13 protein-coding genes and 1 tRNA gene are annotated in these 14,825 nt (G+C 42.8%); 4 read left to right on the top strand and 10 right to left on the bottom strand.

Features of this window, described 5'->3' with window-relative positions; translation table 11 throughout:
* Window positions 1–4 precede the first annotated feature (4 nt).
* Window positions 5–1,786, top strand: coding sequence for a sigma 54-interacting transcriptional regulator (locus ACIGBM_RS04205; RefSeq protein WP_397476867.1), 1,782 nt, complete (start codon window positions 5–7; stop codon window positions 1,784–1,786).
* A gap of 218 nt (window positions 1,787–2,004) precedes the next feature.
* Window positions 2,005–2,089: transfer RNA gene (locus tag ACIGBM_RS04200), tRNA-Leu, on the top strand.
* A gap of 212 nt (window positions 2,090–2,301) precedes the next feature.
* On the opposite strand, the gene ACIGBM_RS04195 is transcribed toward ACIGBM_RS04200, so the two are convergent.
* The 3 genes from ACIGBM_RS04195 to ACIGBM_RS04185 form a co-directional block, all read right to left on the bottom strand.
* On the bottom strand, window positions 2,302–2,700 hold the full coding sequence (locus tag ACIGBM_RS04195; protein WP_341608875.1) for a ribbon-helix-helix domain-containing protein: 399 nt from the start codon (window positions 2,698–2,700) through the stop codon (window positions 2,302–2,304).
* A 30-nt stretch (window positions 2,701–2,730) separates the two neighbouring features.
* The gene (locus ACIGBM_RS04190) at window positions 2,731–3,291 is read right to left on the bottom strand and encodes a DJ-1/PfpI family protein (RefSeq protein WP_397477113.1); all 561 of its coding nucleotides are present in this window, start codon (window positions 3,289–3,291) and stop codon (window positions 2,731–2,733) included.
* Between the two features lie 168 nt (window positions 3,292–3,459).
* Entirely contained in the window at window positions 3,460–4,485 is a 1,026-nt protein-coding gene (locus ACIGBM_RS04185; RefSeq protein ID WP_397476866.1) for a serine/threonine protein kinase, read from the bottom strand.
* A 207-nt stretch (window positions 4,486–4,692) separates the two neighbouring features.
* On the opposite strand from ACIGBM_RS04185, the gene ACIGBM_RS04180 reads away from it, so the two are divergent.
* On the top strand, window positions 4,693–5,664 hold the full coding sequence (locus tag ACIGBM_RS04180; protein WP_397476865.1) for an ATP-binding protein: 972 nt from the start codon (window positions 4,693–4,695) through the stop codon (window positions 5,662–5,664).
* Window positions 5,665–5,704: 40 nt separating this feature from the next.
* Here the strand turns inward: ACIGBM_RS04180 and ACIGBM_RS04175 are convergent, their stop codons facing one another.
* The 7 genes from ACIGBM_RS04175 to ACIGBM_RS04145 all read right to left on the bottom strand — a co-directional run bounded on the left by ACIGBM_RS04175 (window position 5,705) and on the right by ACIGBM_RS04145 (window position 14,046).
* On the bottom strand, window positions 5,705–6,841 hold the full coding sequence (locus tag ACIGBM_RS04175) for a ribonuclease Z (protein WP_397476864.1): 1,137 nt from the start codon (window positions 6,839–6,841) through the stop codon (window positions 5,705–5,707).
* A gap of 102 nt (window positions 6,842–6,943) precedes the next feature.
* Window positions 6,944–7,255, bottom strand: coding sequence for a hypothetical protein (locus ACIGBM_RS04170; RefSeq protein WP_397476863.1), 312 nt, complete (start codon window positions 7,253–7,255; stop codon window positions 6,944–6,946).
* A gap of 94 nt (window positions 7,256–7,349) precedes the next feature.
* On the bottom strand, window positions 7,350–8,018 hold the full coding sequence (locus tag ACIGBM_RS04165) for a glutathione S-transferase (RefSeq protein WP_102094352.1): 669 nt from the start codon (window positions 8,016–8,018) through the stop codon (window positions 7,350–7,352).
* Between the two features lie 193 nt (window positions 8,019–8,211).
* Window positions 8,212–9,282, bottom strand: coding sequence for an EamA family transporter RarD (gene rarD / locus ACIGBM_RS04160; RefSeq protein ID WP_397476862.1), 1,071 nt, complete (start codon window positions 9,280–9,282; stop codon window positions 8,212–8,214).
* Between the two features lie 240 nt (window positions 9,283–9,522).
* The gene (gene rarD, locus ACIGBM_RS04155) at window positions 9,523–10,593 is read right to left on the bottom strand and encodes an EamA family transporter RarD (RefSeq protein WP_397476861.1); all 1,071 of its coding nucleotides are present in this window, start codon (window positions 10,591–10,593) and stop codon (window positions 9,523–9,525) included.
* Window positions 10,594–10,769: 176 nt separating this feature from the next.
* The gene (gyrA, locus tag ACIGBM_RS04150; protein ID WP_397476860.1) at window positions 10,770–13,562 is read right to left on the bottom strand and encodes a DNA gyrase subunit A; all 2,793 of its coding nucleotides are present in this window, start codon (window positions 13,560–13,562) and stop codon (window positions 10,770–10,772) included.
* Window positions 13,563–13,866: 304 nt separating this feature from the next.
* Window positions 13,867–14,046: a hypothetical protein gene (locus ACIGBM_RS04145; RefSeq protein ID WP_397476859.1), complete on the bottom strand. Its 180-nt coding sequence runs from the start codon at window positions 14,044–14,046 to the stop codon at window positions 13,867–13,869.
* 470 nt (window positions 14,047–14,516) lie between these two features.
* Here ACIGBM_RS04145 and ACIGBM_RS04140 point away from each other — a divergent pair, with 470 nt between their 5' ends.
* Window positions 14,517–14,798, top strand: a complete 282-nt coding sequence (locus ACIGBM_RS04140) for a hypothetical protein (protein ID WP_101206189.1) — start codon at window positions 14,517–14,519, stop codon at window positions 14,796–14,798.
* Window positions 14,799–14,825: the final 27 nt, after the last annotated feature.

Here is a 14,825-nt window from a genome sequence, read left to right as displayed (position 1 = left end):
ATACATGACTGAATATAGCGACGACCTCCAACCTAAAAGCGATGATCAATCAACACAAACACAAATAGTAACTGTGAATAATGCACCCAGCGACCACCCTGCAACATTGTGGTTAATCGATGACGATGCAGCCCTACGTATGGTGTTGGCAGACACGTTTGAAGATGCTGGATTGACCGTTATCAGTTTTACTCAGGCACAAGCAGCATGGACTCGCCTTAATGATGTTTTAAAACAGCAAGAGTCAGCCGAGCAATTACCAGACGTTATATTGACCGATATTCGTATGCCAATGATGGATGGATTGTCTTTTAGTGACTGGGTTCATCAGCATTTCCCTAAAATGCCAATCGTAATTATGACGGCACATTCAGACCTGACCTCTGCTATCAATAGCTATCAGACTGGTGCTTTTGAATATCTACCCAAGCCTTTTGACTTAGATGATGCGGTTGCAACGATTTATAAAGCCATCAATTATCAGCCTAATTTAGAAACAACGACTGTTTCCCTTTTAGATGAATCCAATACCAATACAACGTCTGACACTTCCACCGAAGACCTGATGAAACCTAAAGCAGCACCTGCCAGTAAGCCAACCAAAGACAATAAGAACAAAGGTGCCGGCGAAGGCAAAAGTAATGGTAACCCTAGCGGCATCATTGGACAGTCACCAGCCATGCAAACGGTGTTTCGCGCTATTGGTAGGCTGGCACAATCTCCCATTTCCGTCTTAATTACTGGTGAGTCTGGAACAGGTAAAGAATTGGTTGCCAGTGCTTTACATCAACACTCCCCGCGTAAACAGCAACCGTTTATTGCGCTTAATATGGCAGCCATACCGCATGACTTGATCGAGTCTGAGCTATTCGGTCACGAAAAAGGCGCGTTCACTGGTGCAACGACAATGCGTCAAGGCCGTTTTGAGCAGGCAGATGGCGGTACTCTATTTTTAGACGAAATCGGTGACATGCCTTTTAGCACTCAGACACGGCTGTTACGCGTCCTAGCCAATGGTGAGTTTTATCGTGTTGGTGGTCAGCAGCCCATAAAGGTCGATGTACGTATCATCGCAGCCACTCATCAAAACTTAGAAGAGCTGGTAAAACAGAGCCGATTCCGCGAAGATTTGTTTTATCGCCTCAATGTTATTCGGTTACCCCTACCACCACTACGTACACGCCCTGAAGACATTCCTGCATTAGCCCTTTACTTTATGCAGTCTGCCGCAGAGCAAATGAGTACCACTCCGAAGCATCTCCATCCTGCCGCATTGCAAATCATGCAGACATTCGACTGGCGCGGTAATGTACGTCAATTAGAAAACGTCTGCTTGTGGCTCACGGTGATGGCCACTGGTGATACGGTGATGGCGACAGACTTGCCACCAGAGCTACTTGAAAACATCTCACCTAATACGGTGCTTTATGAAGAGCACGTCGCAGCAGAAGAAGAGGCTCAAAAGCATTTGGTACAAAATGGCGATGTATTAAATGGCAGTTCGTTAAACAGTCATCAAAATGGGCAAAGTAGCCCGTTGCCTAAAAACCAAAGTTGGCAGCAAGCATTGGCTGATTGGGCTGAGCAGTCGTTAAGCACGGGTGAAACTGATATTTTGCAAACAGCAACCCCTGAGTTTGAGCGCGTTTTATTAACAGCAGCACTCAATCATAGCGGCGGCAAAAAGATAGAGGCAGCGAGCTTACTTGGTTGGGGACGCAATACTCTGACGCGCAAATTGCAGCAGTTGGATATTTCTGCCCCTAGAGTACCAACTAAAGAATAAAGAAACGCATAAAACACGATAATAAATTATTATTAATATCAATTACTTAAAATTAATATCGAAAATAAATGATAAATAATTAAAAATAATTGCAAATAGGGGTTGCCAAACAATTAAAACTCTATATAATAGCCAACCACTGAGACGCACTACCGAATCAGTTAACTGTCTAGATAGCGTTTGAGTTTAATCGCTTTTGATGATAGAGTAACGAAAATGGGGCTGTGGCGGAATTGGTAGACGCACCAGATTTAGGTTCTGGCGCCGCAAGGTGTGAGAGTTCGAGTCTCTCCAGCCCCACCATTTTCGGATAGTACATCTTAGACCAAACATCAAAACCTGCTTATAGCAGGTTTTTTTACGTCTGGAATTTGATATTAAAACTATAAAATAACTCGCCAGATGTATTAATCTACTTTTATAACCTTTCTAAATCCTTCAATACTTCATCCATACTCTGATAGCGCCTCTCTACCCGCTGCATCTATGCTTTCATACACTTGCTATAGGCATAACTAATGAACAGAAGGATTTTTCTCACTATCATTGAATAATGCACTACGTTGATTTTTACGGAGAGTTTCACGTTGAATTATATTTTTTGCATCGACTTTTTCTAAAGGTAATCTTGTTTCGCGAGAAAGATCCCCATCAGCTATTAAAGATAAATAACGAGAACAACAGACTCTTAAAAAAGAGGTGAAATTACCAATGTCATGATCAGCATCGAGAGATTCAAGGTATAGCTTAGTGATCAGCTGATTAACCGTCATTTGATCCCGAAATGACAACTCTTCTAATATATCCCAAAAAAACACTTCTAAACGAATTGAGGTGACAACTCCCTGAATTCGAAGTGATTTGGTTTTAGAGCTCCACAAGCTGTCGTCAGCCCTGATAAAAAGTTGGCACATATAATATCCTCTCTCGATACTAATTTAAGCTTATAGCAAGGCAACAAATTGCTTCAGCATAGCTGGATGTGCAGGCCATGCAGGAGCCGTTACTAGTTGGCCATCTGTAATAGCGCCATCCATAGGTAACTCGACATACTCAGCGCCAGCCATTTCTATTTCTGGCTGACACGCAGGATAAGCAGATACTTTTTTACCTTTCAATACGCCAGCAGCCGTCAGCATTTGTGGCCCATGGCAAACTGAGGCAATCGGTTTATCAGTATTTGCGAAATGCTGAATCATTGCAATGACCTTAGCATTCAAGCGCAAGTATTCTGGCGCACGTCCACCTGGTAAATACAAGGCATCGTAATCTTCTACATTGATATCAGCAAAAGACGCATTAAGAACAAAGTTATGACCGCGTTTTTCGGTATAAGTTTGATCACCTTCGAAGTCGTGTATTGAGGTAGCAATGCTATCACCTGCCACTCTATCTGGGCAGACCGCATCAACGTCATGCCCCATCGCTAGTAGCGCTTGGAACGGAACCATGTTTTCATAGTCTTCAACAAAATCACCAGTTATGATAAGTACTTTAGCCATGATATTCTCACTGTATTGTAATAAAACACTGTAATGAAATACGGGAACCCAAATTAGTTTATAGCGACTTCGCTTAAAATGAGCCTGAATATCCATTCAAACATAAAAAACAACGACTGGGTAATATGTGAATACTACAAACAATCACTTTTTGAAAATAAAATCATAAACTTAGTGATTGTCTAATAACCTTAAATCTATCAATACCTTATCCAAATCTTGATACCGTCTCTCTACCCGCTTTGCCAAGGCCTTATCGACAATAGGTTGATAGCGACTATATTCTGATGACAACTTTGGAATCGGCTGTTGGCAGTGCTTGATTGCCCATGCTTTTAATTTATCATTGCTGTTGACGCTTACCTGAAACGGTCGCCTTCCCGCCAATATCTCAACTATCATTATCCCAAACGCATAGATATCACTGTGCACCGTTGCACCCTGACCTTGCCAACGCTCAGGTGCAAGATATGCCGGTGTACCAGCAGGACTTCCCTCTTTTATCTCATTAAAACGCTCTGCCAACGCAAAATCAGTCAATAATGGATGAGGCATTATGCTGCTATTATCCGCACTATTTGACAAGGAGCTATCGCAAGAAGTATCCAGCAGAATATTGCTAGGCTTAATATCATTGTGTAGCCAGCCAGCCTGATGCAAATTGCCTATCAAGTATGCAGACTTCATGATGAAATGATGCTTTTGTAACGCTATCAATGACAGATGTTTTGAAGCGGTCAGCTGACTCGCCAAGCTACCATTAGTGTAATAAGGCATGACCACTATAACTAGGTGTTGCAACTGCTTTAGTATTTGAACGTCCACGCAATGATGAGCCAATAGTGGCGGTGCGATAGCATTATCTTTGATTTTCGATGAAGCATTTACAGTAGCTAAAATATCCGCTTCATGAGTTAAATCGGAAACAATAGGATAAGCGCCATCACTCAACTGCCATTTAATCATCACGCTACCAAATTGTGGATGCTGGGCACGTGTTAAACCTTGAAAGTAAGTATTTTCGATATGTTGCGTTTTGACATCTTGCGTTTGTTCTATGCTTTGCTGAGCAATACGTTGATGCACTATCTCACTAAAATGCTGTGCATCCAGTTCTTGGGTAATAATGGGCAATAGCTGCATCGCCTGCGCTTGCAAAGCTTGCGTAATAGACGGATTACTGGCACTATTTTCCATGGTATTGTCTCTCATAATATAGTGAGATTATTGCCTTCCCATTCGTATCATTTCCAAAGATAATAATAACGCGAATAATGATTACAAGTACTACGATTAATAGGCACTAAGATTGTAGGCACTAAGATTGTAGGCACTGAAATTTCAGCAGCGTTAATTGTATTTTTGGGTATGGTATTAAAGACAACCTTAACTGCTAGAGCCACTATGTCACAACCAACTATCCCGACCATGCCATCTGATCAACCTACTTATGCCCTACCCGCACCTTTGTTAGACTTACTCAGTCAGTACTTACAAGAACGAGTCACACCAACTATTGAAATCGATCCGAGGCAGCTTGCTTATCGCTGGGTTGGTGGACGCACTGGTCACCTGCAGCCTTTGTCGGTCAACCTGTTTTTGAGCTTAGATGACTTGCATGGTATCGATACGCAAAAGTCGAAACTGGTACAGAATACCCGTCAGTTTATTAAAGGTTATCCTGCCAACCATGTATTGATGTCAGGCACCCGCGGTGCTGGTAAGTCATCATTGATTCGTGCCTTGCTACAAGCCCATCATAGTGAAGGCTTGCGTATTATTGAGGTTGCGCGCGATGATCTGCAAGTATTGGATAAGATTCGTGCTGCCATTAATGCCCTACCAACAGATTGTAATTGCCGCTATATCGTATACTGTGACGACCTCGCTTTTAATGGTCAAGACGAAAGCTATCGTGCGCTAAAGAGCGTGCTCGATGGCTCGCTAGACTCTGAGCAAGACAAACTACTGGTCTACGCCACCAGTAATCGCCGTCGCTTGCTACCGCAGATGATGAAAGACAATGTTGATATCTATAATGGGCAGACGGATGAAGTCAATCCCTATGAGGCCATTGATGAAACCGTATCATTATCAGATCGATTCGGTTTGTCCCTCACCTTCCATCCTATGGATCAGCAGACTTATCTGCATATTGTTCAACACTATCTAAATTTAGAGCAGCAAAAAATCTCAGCTGATATGGATAGTGATGCTAAGGACATTTTGGACAGTCAGTCTATGCCTGATAAGATTAGAAAGGATGCGCTACGTTGGGCCTCTGAACGTGGCGGTCGCTCAGGACGAGTTGCTTATCAATTTAGCCGATTTTGGAGTGGTGAAATACAATTGGCTATCGAAGACAGTAAGCGCTAGGTCATATTTAACGCTAAATCATATCTAAGCTTAACCATGTCTAATCACTGCGTGCAGAGCCTATATACTGCACGCGACTCTCTTCTTGACTGCCCTCTTGATTGCTTACCGACTCAATTGCACCATCAACCATATATTGGTCAAAATCTGCCGCCAGCCAGAGATTGCCTTTATAAATATTCTCAGCATCTAAACGAATATTTGCCATGTTTGGTGTCTTGCTATTAGGATTATCAAAACCCTGATAGCGAGCGCTAAAGTGCGTCAAAATTAGATTTTTGAGTCCAGCCGCTTGGGCAAATTCGCCGAGCAATTGGGCGCTACTATGCATCGGATCATAGTCTGGGTTTTTGGCTCGAATCTTAGTCAGTACCTCATGCGTATACGTCGCTTCATGCACCAATAAATCCGTATCTATAACGGCTTTGCGCAAACAGTTTGGCGTATCATTGTCTCCTGCCACCACCACTCGCGTCCGCTGTATCTCATCGTCGACATAGTCTACTGATTGCAATTGTCTACTATCCTCAGTCGTGACATCTTCGCCTTGCTGTAACTTGCCCCACAATGCACTGGCTGGAATACCATCTGCCACAAGCTTATCTGTATTAAGGATGCGGCGGCTAATAGTCTGAGTAATACCAAAGGCATGGGAAGCAACCCGATGTGATAGCCGCGTGATATCAATATCAAGCTGATGTTGGTCGCTTAAGCTAATACTGACCTTATTCATATCACCTTGCTCAGCTAACACCCCTTCAATCGCTATAAAATTGAGATCAAAGGGTAGATATAGCTCTGTAGTGGCAGTAATGGCTTCGAGCAATTTGGCAATCGCTTTTGGTGCAATCAAAGTTAATGGCTCACGGCGCCCTGACATAGCAGCGCTTGCTAATAGCCCTAGTAGACCGTAGCAATGGTCACCATGCACATGTGTGATGCAAATAGCAGCTAACTGATGTAATGAAAGCTTAGTATGTAGCAATTGCTGCTGCGTGCCTTCACCGCAATCAATCAGCACCCATGGACGAGATTTCTTACTCTGAGTGTTCTGTTGACGACCTCCTTGCTGTACGCCAAAGGTATGTGGATTCAGACACTCTATGGCCAATGCGGTCACATTACGCTGTTTGGTCGGTACACCTGCAGAGGTACCCAAAAAGGTTAGCTTTAGCATAACGATGCCTTTTATTTATCAGGAGTGCTTTCTGAGAAGTACGAGAGCATCTCTTCATCCTAAAACGATAACAGAAATCAAATAAACGAAGAGTATGCCTAGCTACGACAGTTGGCATATCATGGTCTTTTGACCTTCAACCATTTGTCCACCATTGGCGGTGCACTCATTTACCATATTTGACTCGTAAGATTTCCAGCCACCATAAAAGCTCGCTGCACATAGAATTACCACTAGAATTTTCTGTGACCACGATTTGATAGAGACTTGCTGGCTATTAATCTGTTGTCTATTATTTTCTTGCATACTAGTATCTTGCTTATTAAGTGATGTTTGAGTTGCTGACTGATTGTCATCTTTGTCTAGGCTACCTTGCTTCAAATGGTCTTTATTCGAGGTGTTTAGATCTGTCATAGTATTATCCTAAAAAAGGCTTTGTTTATTCATAAACAAAGCCTTTGGTCTATATGGCTACTTAAGCGTTGAGAGATGATTATACCAGTATCCTCTAAAAATTCAGACGGCCACCCTTTTTTTCTGCTCGCTTAAAGGCATCTCGTTCTTCGCAGCGTTTGAGCCAGTTCAAAAGATTGGTATATTTACTCTGATCTAAACCTGCACCAGCATTGGCACCCAAGACCGCAAGATGCATTTGAATATCAGCGGCGCTAAATTCACTGCCTGCAAACCAATGGTTTTCATGTAGATGACGCTCCATCATATCTAGCATCTTCTCCAAACCACTACTGATCATGTTCTTTTCAATCTGACCTTGGATTTTTTTGCTGATAGGTTTGATTAGCATTGGCGACTGAGACACCACTTTTGTGAATACCAAGCGCATGACCAACAGTGGCATCAATGAAGCCTCTGCAAAGTGTAGCCAAAACGTATAGGCTTCCCATGCTGCTTCGTTATTATCGTCAGGTTTGAACTGCTTTTCTTTGTCGTAATGCTTAATCAGATATTCAATGATAAACCCTGACTCAATCAGCACACGATCGTCCGCTTCTAATATCGGTGCATTACCAATTGGATGCACTTGCTTTAAGCTATCAGGAGCACGGTACGCTTTGTTGCGCTCATAGCAAGTCAGTTTATAATCGACGCCGAGCTCTTCCAACAGCCAAATAATACGAAACGAGCGCGAGTTTGCTAAATGATGAAGATGTAACATAAACCGTCCTAGTTATATATTGTAGTAAATCAGCCATAATATCTCAGATATAGCGCCATATGTTCACTCGATCGTGGCACTACTGCTCTCGATAATAGCGTAATTTCTACTTCTTTAATACTGTGAGTTGGCAGACATACTGGAAAACAATGCCTACCGAATCGATACTATCTAAACGGTGTACTCTTTGACATCAATCTAAATGTAATGCTTCAATCTTGCGCGTCATTTTATCTATCTTTTGCTGATATTTTTTGATCTGACGGAATCGATGCGCGATTAGCACGCCTTTGATACGGCGATTTTTCAGACGACGACGTGGTGGAAAACTGCCCACTTGTGGCTCATTGTAGCCATGTAAGCGGTCTTCACGTTTACGCGCCATATAGCCTAGCGCGCTATCAGCAATCATAATCAGCAATGCGATAAAAATCATGCTATACATCAGCATGGAGCCACCATCATGTAAGTTACGATCTAAAATTGCGATTGAGAAGATGAACAAGAATATTGGCTCAAGGTAGCATAAAGTCCCAAATAGTGAGACTGGCAGCTTCTGACTCGCCACCATCGTTAGTGACATCGCAGCGGTGCTGATAATGCCCAATAATGGCAGCAGATACCAAAGCTTGTGGTTGGTAATTGCTACTTCAAAACCACCATTCATATACAGCGCGACCAATACCACTGGCAACAACAATACAAGGTCTGAAATCAAACCAGTAATAGGCGGTACTGCAAGCTTACGGCGTAGTAGATAATAAGGAGGATAACCCAAGCAAACAAACAAAGTCGCCCAAGAAATAGCACCATACTCAAAAATATCGTAAGCGATACCGAGACCTGCACATGCAATGGCAGCCCACTGAAGCAAGCTCATATCTTCGTTGTAAAAGAACCTGCCGACAACAATCATAATCATCGGATATAGGAAGTAACCCAACGTGACCTCAAGCCCCAAGCCATTGACTGGCGCCCACATAAATATCCAGATTTGCGCGCCCAAAATCGGTGTAGGTAATATAAATAAAAACCACTCTTTTGCATTTTTTAGTGTTTTTAGATAATCAAAAATGTGCTGCCATTGCTTTAGCACGCTGACCAGCAGTACTAGACTAAAAAACATTGTCAGCACGCGCCACGAAGCGACTTGCGTACCTGATAATGGTTGCAGCAGTAGACCAAATAAGAACAGTAATGAGTATAAAAAATTTGCAGCGACAGCGGTGATTGTACCCTGCGAGGTTTGGTTAGTAGTCAGCATCACAACAGCCTTTAAAGATTGGGGCACATCCATGGCAATTTTTAAAAAAAACAAAAGCCTCAGACGAGAACGTCTGAGGCTTTTGCATATAAGGTCGTCGCGCAATCTAAGTTGAACGCTTTTGATGTGTTAGGCTTACATCATGGTCGGCATTATGTCAAAGTCAGAATGAATAAGCAATGCCGCTGTTCATCTAGTGTTTAAACTTCTGAATTGAGTAAATTTAATGCAGGTAAGTGCTTATTTTGCATCAAGTTGTTCGATTTTTTGCTGTATCTTATCCATCTTCTTTTGGTAACGGCGAATCTTACGAAAACGATGGGCTTTTAGCACGCCATCGATACGCTGATTGATAAAATGACGACGCGGTGGAAAGCCGCCAATCTGAAGCTCTCTATAGCCATGCAAGCGGTCATCACGCTGACGAACGAGGTAACCTTTTACGCTATCGGCCATCATGACCAGTAGCGCAAGCGTAATCATGCCATACATAAAGAGTGAACCACCTTCTTCAAGGCTTTGACTCAAAATAGTAATAGACAATACGAATAACAGCATTGGCTCGATATAACTTAATGCCCCAAACAGTGATACTGGCAACTTGCTACTGGCAATCATCGTCAGCGACATCGCAAGCGCACTAAAAGCACCAAGCAGCGGCAATAGATACCAGAACTTCACGTCTTGCGCCGCAACATCAAAACCACCCGTCATATAAAGCACGATCAGCACGACTGGTGTCAACAGCGTCAAATCAAACAATAACCCTGTAATAGGCGGTACAGAAAGGGTGCGCCGTAGCAGATAATACGGCGGATAACCCAAGCATACAAACAGTGTCACCCAAGAGACCGAACCATACTGGACAATATCGTAGCCGATGCCGAGCGCTGCAAATATCGCGGCAGCCCACTGCAAGATGCTCATATACTCATGATAAAAGAATCGACCAAGCACAATCATCACTAGCGGCAATAAAAAATAGCCCAACGTAACATCGAGACCAAACCCATTGACCGGCGCCCACATAAACAACCAAATCTGCCCACCTAGGATTGGCGCAGGCAGAATAAATATCAGCCATTCTTTGGGTGTCTTTAGCGTCTTTATATAATCAAAAACACGTTGCCACTGCTTAGTCAAACTGACCAATATCACCAAACTGAGCAACATCATGAGCACACGCCATGACGCTACCTGCGTCCCTGTTAAGGGCAGCATAAACAGTCCAAACAAAAACATCATCGAGAATAAAAAGCTCGATGATACCGAAGCAACCGTTCCCTGAAAAGTTTGATTGGTCGTAAGCATAACAACAGCCTTAAAAAATAGAACCTTATTTACAGTATTGAAAAAATGAGAGTTAAAAAACAAAAGCCTCCGACGATAACGTCAGAGGCTTTTTTCTAGAAAAATGCTAAGAGACTAGACTCAAAAGCTAATTACCAAGACTATTACTCGTCATCGTCTTATGCATAGTTAGTCTATTATAGATTGTCACTTGGTTCATGATCGTTTGCAATATCAATCGCATCATCGACGTCGGTAGTTGCAGTATCATCAGTTGTCGCATCAATATCTATCTGCTCTTGACCTTCTACTTCAAACGTACCGTCTTCTCTCATGGCATCAATAAGCTCGTCATCACTCTCTTCATGCTCAACACGCGCCATGGCAACCAGTTTTTCATCTTTTGACAGACGAATCAATGTTACGCCTTGCGTATTACGACCAGAGCTAGCAACATGTTCAACTGGGGTACGAACCAATGTGCCTTTATCAGAGATTAGAATAATATCGTCAGTAGAGTCAACTTTGGTCGCTCGTACTAGCGCGCCATTACGTTCACTGGTCTTGATAGCGATCACACCGCCACCGCCACGATTTTGTGTATTGAACTCATCGATAAAGGTACGTTTACCAAAGCCATTTTCACAAGCAATCAAGATTTCGCGTACATCGTCTTCGATAACGACTAATGACTTGATAAACTCATCAGTAGCCAGACGCATACCGCGGACGCCTTTTGCAGTACGGCCCATCGCACGTGCATCATTCTCATCAAAACGAATGGCTTTACCACTTGAAGCAAACAACATCACTTCTTGGCTACCATTAGTGATACGAGCGCTGACCAATTTATCACCGTCTTCTAATCCAACTGCAATCAAACCGTTCGATCTGATATTGGCGAACTGCTTCAGCTCTACCCGCTTCACTGTACCGTTGGCCGTGGCAAAGAATACAAAAGGCGGCTCTGCTTGGTTGCTATCTTCTACCGAATCGTCATCATTGCTTACTTCTGATACTTCACTTACTACTGATGTATCTTCTACGATTTTTGGAATTGGTAATATCGTCGTAACGGTTTCGTCGCTATTTAGACCAATTAGATTGACCAATGGACGACCACGAGCACCGCGACTGGCAATCGGCACTTCAAAACCACGTAAGCTAAAGACACGTCCACTATCAGTGAAACACAGTACCGTAGAATGCGTTGATGTCACGACTAAATGATCGATTACATCATCTTCTTTCATTGCCGTGGCAGACTTACCTTTACCGCCGCGTTTTTGTGCGACATAGTCATCAATCGGCTGAGTTTTGGCGTAGCCAGTACGCGATACCGTCATGACGACCGTTTGCTCAGGGATAAGGTCTTCGCGACTAAAGTCCATACGTGAATCGATGATATCGGTACGGCGCTCATCACCAAAGTTATCACGAATCTCGATCATCTCATTGGAGATAATAGCCATCAGCTTATCAAAATCACCAAGGATAGACTCTAAGTGTGCAATTTCACGTAATAGGTCTTGGTATTCTTCAGTCAATTTATCTTGCTCAAGACCCGTCAGACGATGCAGTTGCATATCTAAAATCGCATTGACCTGCTCAAGTGACAAGCGATAGCGCTCTTCGCCTTCGATCAGACCAAACGGCGCTTTAGGATCTTCGCCATCGATAAACTCAGGACGCACTGACTGACTACCAGCAGCGGTAAGCATCGCAACGACACTACCTGAACCCCACGTGTTATTTAATAAGCTTTCACGTGCTAGACCACGATTTGCTGACGCTTTAATCGTCGCGATAATCTCATCAATATTGGCTAGAGCGACCGTTAGACCTTCTAGCAAATGACCACGAACGCGGGCTTTGTTCAACTCATAAATCGTACGACGTGTCACCACTTCTTGACGATGACGAACAAATGCAGCGATAAGCTGACGCAAGGTCAATAGTTTTGGCTGACCATTATCGAGTGCCACCATATTGATACTAAAGCTAGACTCTAGCGGCGTTTGTAGAAATAGGTTATTAACAATAACTTCAGCCGTCTCACCGCGACGCAAGTCAATAGCGATACGCATACCGTCTTTATCTGACTCATCACGGATTTCGCTAATACCTTCGATTTTTTTATCACGTACCAGCTCTGCGATACGCTCGATCAACTTGGCTTTATTGGCCTGATAAGGTACTTCGGTAAATACGATGCGCTCACGATCACGGTTAACGCCAGAATTGCTCATCGGCTCGATATGATAACGACCACGAATATGCAAACGGCCTTTACCCGTACGATAAGCATCTAAAATGCCCGCGCGACCATAGATAATACCGCCCGTAGGAAAATCAGGACCTGAGATATGCGACATCAGCTCTTCAGCTGAAACTTGTGGGTTTTCAGCATAGGCCAGACAAGCATTGATCACTTCAGTCAAATTATGCGGGGCCATATTGGTCGCCATACCAACGGCAATACCCGTCGCACCATTGACCAATAGGTTAGGGATACGCGCTGGCATCACACTTGGCATGCGCTCAGAGCCGTCGTAGTTGTCTTCCCAATCGACCGTGTCTTTGTCCAAATCAGCGAGCATCTGGTGGGTCAGTTTGGTCATACGTACTTCGGTATAACGCATCGCTGCCGGAGGATCATCATCGATCGAGCCAAAGTTACCTTGACCATCAACCATTGGATAGCGCAAGCTGAAATCCTGCGCCATACGTACGATGGCATCATAGACTGCACTATCGCCATGTGGATGGTACTTACCGATAACATCACCGACCACACGTGCTGATTTTTTGTACGGTTTATTATAATCGTTTGATAGCACGTGCATGGCATACATCACGCGGCGGTGTACAGGTTTGAACCCATCACGCACATCAGGCAGCGCACGCGAGACGATCACGCTCATCGCATAATCCAAATACGACTGCTTTAGTTCATCTACGATGCCAATAGGACTGACCGATTCGCTCATATACACTCCTTCACTCACATTTTTTTCTAACGTTGACACATCGCTTATGGCACCCATAGATCATATAAAAATACTGCCACATAAATGGGCAGTCATGACCAAAATAGACACCATAAAAAAACACTGCTACACGTGCAAAACAACCAGAAAATTGTGATACGGTTTTTGTTAAAAACAATGTTTAATAAAAGAAGCTATTTTAGCACAAATTTGCTGATTTAGGGGGTTCTGACCACCATTAAAATCAAGCTAGGCGGTTCATTCGCAGTGGTATTTTGAATTATCCATACACTCTAAAATAATTCTAATGACAGGTTTTTTTTGATTGGCTGATTTTGCCATTTTTACAAACAAACTTACCATCTGCTGAGCAATGAGATACCCCGCCCATTTTACCTGAACAAGGCGTATTGCGAGCTTGGGCTTGGCTCATAGATGTAAAGGTAAATACTAGGGTGAGTAGCGCTGTGATGATTGTTTTCATTGTTTATTCTCCGTATCTGATGGATATTAAATAGAAAAATACTATACTTATTGGCTACAGCTCGACAAGATTTATTTTGACTAACTGAGTAGATACTTATATTTCTATCTACAATTCAACATGACATTTAATTTAACGCTAAAATCTTGAGCATAGGGCTCATACGTGGTTTGCATATAAGCTCTATTGACCAAACAACTAGGATGCTTAGAATATTTAGCCAATACAACAACACCTAAAACTGTCTCTGACGTGAACTGATTGTTTTTATGGTCATATTGTTTTCATAACCATAATGCTTTGTCATGAGCTAATAGCTTTCAAAGTCATATTACTCTCATGAGCACATTATGATTTAAACCACTTTGATGCAGCTATTTTTTGAGTGATACTGGACAAAAAAATTCTAACCGCTACACTACCTCATCTTTTATAGCACTTACATAACGACTTAACAGGCTCCTATTACTATGGATATCATTCTTGCAATTGTTTGGATTTTAGCAATGGTGCTATATAGCTTTTCGAGCGATTACGTTGCTAGCTTTCCTAACCATAACAATCGCGCTGTCCCTTATGTCCGTTGGGGAGCACTTTTAGTCGCTATGGCTTTATCAGCATACTTGTCAAAAGCCTACCAAGAAAACCTACAAGGCAATGGTATGTGGGTGTTTGTTATCGTTGTATTTGTCGTTATTGTATTAGCGAAGGTCGTTTTTAAATGGGTAATTAACAGACGTTTGAAACGCTAGTTAATACTAAATATTTTTTTATAGTCA

Source organism: Psychrobacter sp. NPDC077938 (assembly GCF_044542635.1).
In the GTDB taxonomy this organism is placed as follows: Bacteria; Pseudomonadota; Gammaproteobacteria; order Pseudomonadales; family Moraxellaceae; genus Psychrobacter.
Note: the sequence above shows the minus strand (reverse complement) of the source record. Positions and strands in the feature narration are given on the sequence as shown.